The sequence below is a fragment of the Acinetobacter johnsonii genome (genome assembly GCF_048551975.1).
Classification (GTDB): Bacteria; Pseudomonadota; Gammaproteobacteria; order Pseudomonadales; family Moraxellaceae; genus Acinetobacter; species Acinetobacter johnsonii_A.
Genome location: NZ_JBIMCF010000218.1, coordinates 1 through 276 on the forward strand (window position 1 = coordinate 1; position 276 = coordinate 276).

Genomic DNA, 276 nt, shown 5'->3' on the forward strand with positions numbered 1-276 from the left:
GGATTGGGGTAACGATTACGAAGCTAACTTGCGTTTCGCCAATCAAGCAATTCAGGCGGCTGGTCTGCAAACGACAGATGTTGACTCACCAACATTCGGTATTCGTCTAGCTGCCTATTTTGGCAAGGCATTACAAGAAGATATGCCGCCTCAAAACACCCAACAAAGCGGTGCCGAGAACATTCAAGAATTAATCGCATCAGAGGCATACATGGATGAAAGTCATCCCGACCACAAACGTGTCACTGCCCAAGTTCAAAGTTATTACCAAAAAGC

General features: G+C 46.0%; 1 pseudogene. It reads left to right on the forward strand.

What is annotated here, in order from left to right:
- Nucleotides 1–276 (forward strand): annotated as a pseudogene (locus tag ACG9ZB_RS17310) (hypothetical protein); the annotation flags it as partial.